Annotated in this window: 4 protein-coding genes; 1 reads left to right on the plus strand and 3 read right to left on the minus strand. The window is 61.9% G+C overall.

The window, feature by feature from the left end; all coding sequences use genetic code 11:
- The 3 genes from F6S12_RS30700 to F6S12_RS30710 all read right to left on the minus strand — a co-directional run.
- Window positions 1–1442, minus strand: a 1442-nt coding sequence (locus F6S12_RS30700; protein WP_315869759.1) for a methyl-accepting chemotaxis protein, incomplete at its 3' end; no start/stop codon positions are given.
- Window positions 1443–1560: 118 nt separating this feature from the next.
- On the minus strand, window positions 1561–1863 hold the full coding sequence (locus F6S12_RS30705; RefSeq protein ID WP_011058865.1) for a cell division protein ZapA: 303 nt from the start codon (window positions 1861–1863) through the stop codon (window positions 1561–1563).
- Window positions 1860–2090, minus strand: coding sequence for a hypothetical protein (locus tag F6S12_RS30710; protein ID WP_015633896.1), 231 nt, complete (start codon window positions 2088–2090; stop codon window positions 1860–1862). Before F6S12_RS30710 ends, F6S12_RS30705 begins: the two co-directional genes overlap by 4 nt.
- Window positions 2091–2401: 311 nt before the next feature.
- Here F6S12_RS30710 and F6S12_RS30715 point away from each other — a divergent pair.
- Window positions 2402–3260: methyl-accepting chemotaxis protein (locus F6S12_RS30715; protein ID WP_315869760.1), on the plus strand; the 859-nt coding region annotated here is incomplete at its 3' end.

The raw sequence follows: 3260 nt of genomic DNA on the forward strand, positions 1-3260 counted from the left end.
ATCACCGCCAATACCTGATCGATGGAGGCCACCTGATGCGCCAGTTCACTGACAGCGCTGGCGGCCAGGGCAATTTCCCCGGACATGCTTTCGATGTGCCGGATCGAGCCGTCCACCACCCCCTGGGCCAGCTGGGCCTCATCCCGGGCCGCCTGGGACGCATCGGCCGCCTGCCCGGCATTGCGCGCGATGTCCTGGACGGTCAGCCCCATCTGGTGCACGGCCGTGGCCACCATGTCGGTCATTTCCTGCTGCCGCCCCGAGCGCTCGGCAGTGTTCTCCACCACCGCCGCCACCTGCCCCACGGATGAGCGCAGACGCTCGGTGGTGGCCAGCACTTCGCCGATCATGCCGTGCTGGCTGTCGAGAAAACGATTGAAGCCCCGGGCCAGGTCCCCCAGCTCGTCGGCCCGGCTGGCATCCAGGCGCAGGGTCAGGTCGCCACCACCGCTGCCGATGGCTACCAGCCCGGCGGTCACCTGACGCACCGGCCGCACCAGGCCGCGAGCCAGCCAGATCACCAGCAACAGGCAGACCAGGGCGATAGCCAGGCCGATGCCGGTGGTCAGCCACAAGGTTTGCCGGGCATCGGCGTAGATCTGCGCTTCGGGCACCTCGGCCACCAGCGACCACCCCATGCCCCGCAGTGGCAGGCTCAGGGCCACAAAGTCTTCGCCGTCGCGCACGAACCGGCTGCTGGCCAGCCCCTCGTGCCCCATGACCGCCTGGGCGGCCGACTCGCCGATCTGCTCGGACAGGTGCCGCTTGCCGCTGAACTGCGCCTCGGGGTGAACCTGGATCAATCCGTCGGCGCGCACCAGATAGACCTTGCCGCGCTCGCCGAAGCTGAAGTCATGGATCAATTGCGACAGCGCCTGCATCTTCAGCCCGAGCCCGGCCACCCCCACCAGCTTGCCGTCCTTCTTTACCCGCATGTCGATGAACATCGCCAACTCGCCGGTGGCCACATCGGTGTCGATGTTGAGCAGCCGCGGCTTGTCGCTGTCGATGAAGCTGTAGAACCAGGCGTCCTTGGGATTGGAACGGCTGAGGGTGCGATCCAGCCCCTTCTCGTTGTAGTAGTGGTTGGTCGCGGTGCCCACCATCAAGGTGGTGAAGGCCTGATTTTCGGCGCGGATGCCTTCCAGGTAGTCGACGAACACCTGGGCCTGGGCCGGATCCTCGCCGCCTGCCAGCCAATCGCGCAGCATGCCGTTGCTGGCAATGTCCCGGGCGACCGTCAGCGGCTGGGCGAGGATGCGCTCGATATCGTTGCGCATGGCTTCGATGCTCGAAGGCAGCGCCTTGTCCACCAGGTAGTTCTGGGTCAGGTGGTTGATCACCACGGTGTAGACCGCCACCACCACCAGCAGGCTGACCAGCAGGGCCGAGCCCATGCTGAGGACCAGTTGCCATTGAATACTGCGTCGCCAGAATTGCATGGAACACCTCTTTCTTATTGGTATAAGAGGCTGAAATGTCGCGCCAGCCGCGGAAGGTTGTATACAAACATTAGTTATGTTTGTCCAACATATAACCCTGCGGCTGTGTGCAGTTCCGTCAGTTCTGTTGAATGGTCTTGGCGATGACCTCGACAGTGGCGCTCACTTGCTCTTGATAGCGCTCCAGTTCCTGGGCATGGCGCTTCTGCATCTCGATCTGCTGCGAGCACAGGTTCATCGCCGCCAGCACCAGCAGGCGCTCGCCGATCAGCGTCGGGTACTTCTTCTTGGTGTCGGCCAGGGCCGCCTTGAGCATCAGCGCAGCGTCCATCAGGGTCTGTTCTTCCCCGGCCGGCGCCTTGATCGAGTAATCCTCCCCCAGGATCGAAACGACCTTCACTCCATCGATGTGATGTCTCATGGATTGGCCGGGCTCGCGCTGACACGCTCAACCAGCGCCTGGATGCGGGCAGCGGTGGCGCCTTGCTTTTCTTCCTGCTCCATCAGGCTCAGTTGCAGGCTTTCGTTTTCATCCTTGGCCTGGTCCAGTTGTTCCTTGAGGGCTGCGTTCGTACCGAGCAGTTCCTGGTTCTGTACCACCAAGTCGCTGACCAGCTGTTCCAATTGGCTGAGGGATGCTTCCAACATTTTGATCTTCCGGGCTTTTTGCAAAGGGCGCGTACGATAAAGAAAAGTCACCCTGGATGCCAGGGTTATCCAGGCGCAAAGCCTTGATTTTACTGGCGATGACCCTTCCGCGAGAGCTGTTAGAGACTGTCATTCTGCGCTCCGGTTCCTGACGCCTCGTCGGAGTCTCGGACTTTTATGAACTTTCCCAGTTACGCATAAGAAATTTCTGAAACTGCATCCGCCGGTTCAAGAAGCCATTGTTCAACGCGATAGACAGGTACGTCCCTGATCCTGCCAGCGCAATAAAGCGCTCACCCGAGGTAATGTCCATGTCCCTGCGCTCCCTGAATATTGCCCCGAGGGCTTTCCTCGGATTTGCCCTGATCGGCTGCCTGATGCTGTTTCTCGGGGTGTTCGCCCTGAATCAGATGGGCAAGATCCGCTCAGCCACCGAGCGCATGAGCCAGGACACCATCCCGAGCATCAAGAGCGTCGATGAATTCACCCAGCTCAGCCTGCGCCAACGGGTCCAGGCCTACCGGCTGCTGCTCAACCGCGAACCCCAGGCCCAGCAGCAGACCCTGGATGCCATCGACCAGCGCAACCAGAAGATCGAAGAAGCCCGGGCCCAGTACCTGAAGCTCATCAGCAGCCCCGAGGAGCGCCTTGCCTACGAGCAATACGGCACGCTGCTGAGCCACCACCGGCAGTTGGAGAGCCAACTGATCGAGCTGTCGCACAACAACCAGCTTGAGGCCATGCAACAACTGCTCAATACCGACCTGATGGACAGCGCCGAAAAGATCAACGCGGTCCTCAACCAACTGGTGGAGATCAACAGCCATTACGCCACCGTCGCCGACGATGATGCTGCCGCTCAGTACCGCAGAGCCTTCAATCTGGTGGTAGGGCTGCTGGTGCTGGCCAGCGCCCTGACCCTGCTGTTCGCCTGGCGCCTGATCCGCAGCATCACCCAGCCCATCGCCAATGCCCTGAGGGCCGCCGAAGAGATCGCCGAAGGCAACCTGACCCGCCCCATCACGGTCGATGGCAGCGACGAAGCCGGGCGCCTGCTGCAAGCCATGGTCACGATGCAGGAAAAGCTGCGCGACACCCTGCAGAGTATTTCCGGCTCCGCCCATCAGTTGGCGTCGGCGGCCGAAGAGCTCAACAGCGTCACCGAGGAAG

The organism is Pseudomonas sp. JV245A (genome assembly GCF_032424515.1).
In the GTDB taxonomy this organism is placed as follows: domain Bacteria; phylum Pseudomonadota; class Gammaproteobacteria; order Pseudomonadales; family Pseudomonadaceae; genus Aquipseudomonas; species Aquipseudomonas protegens.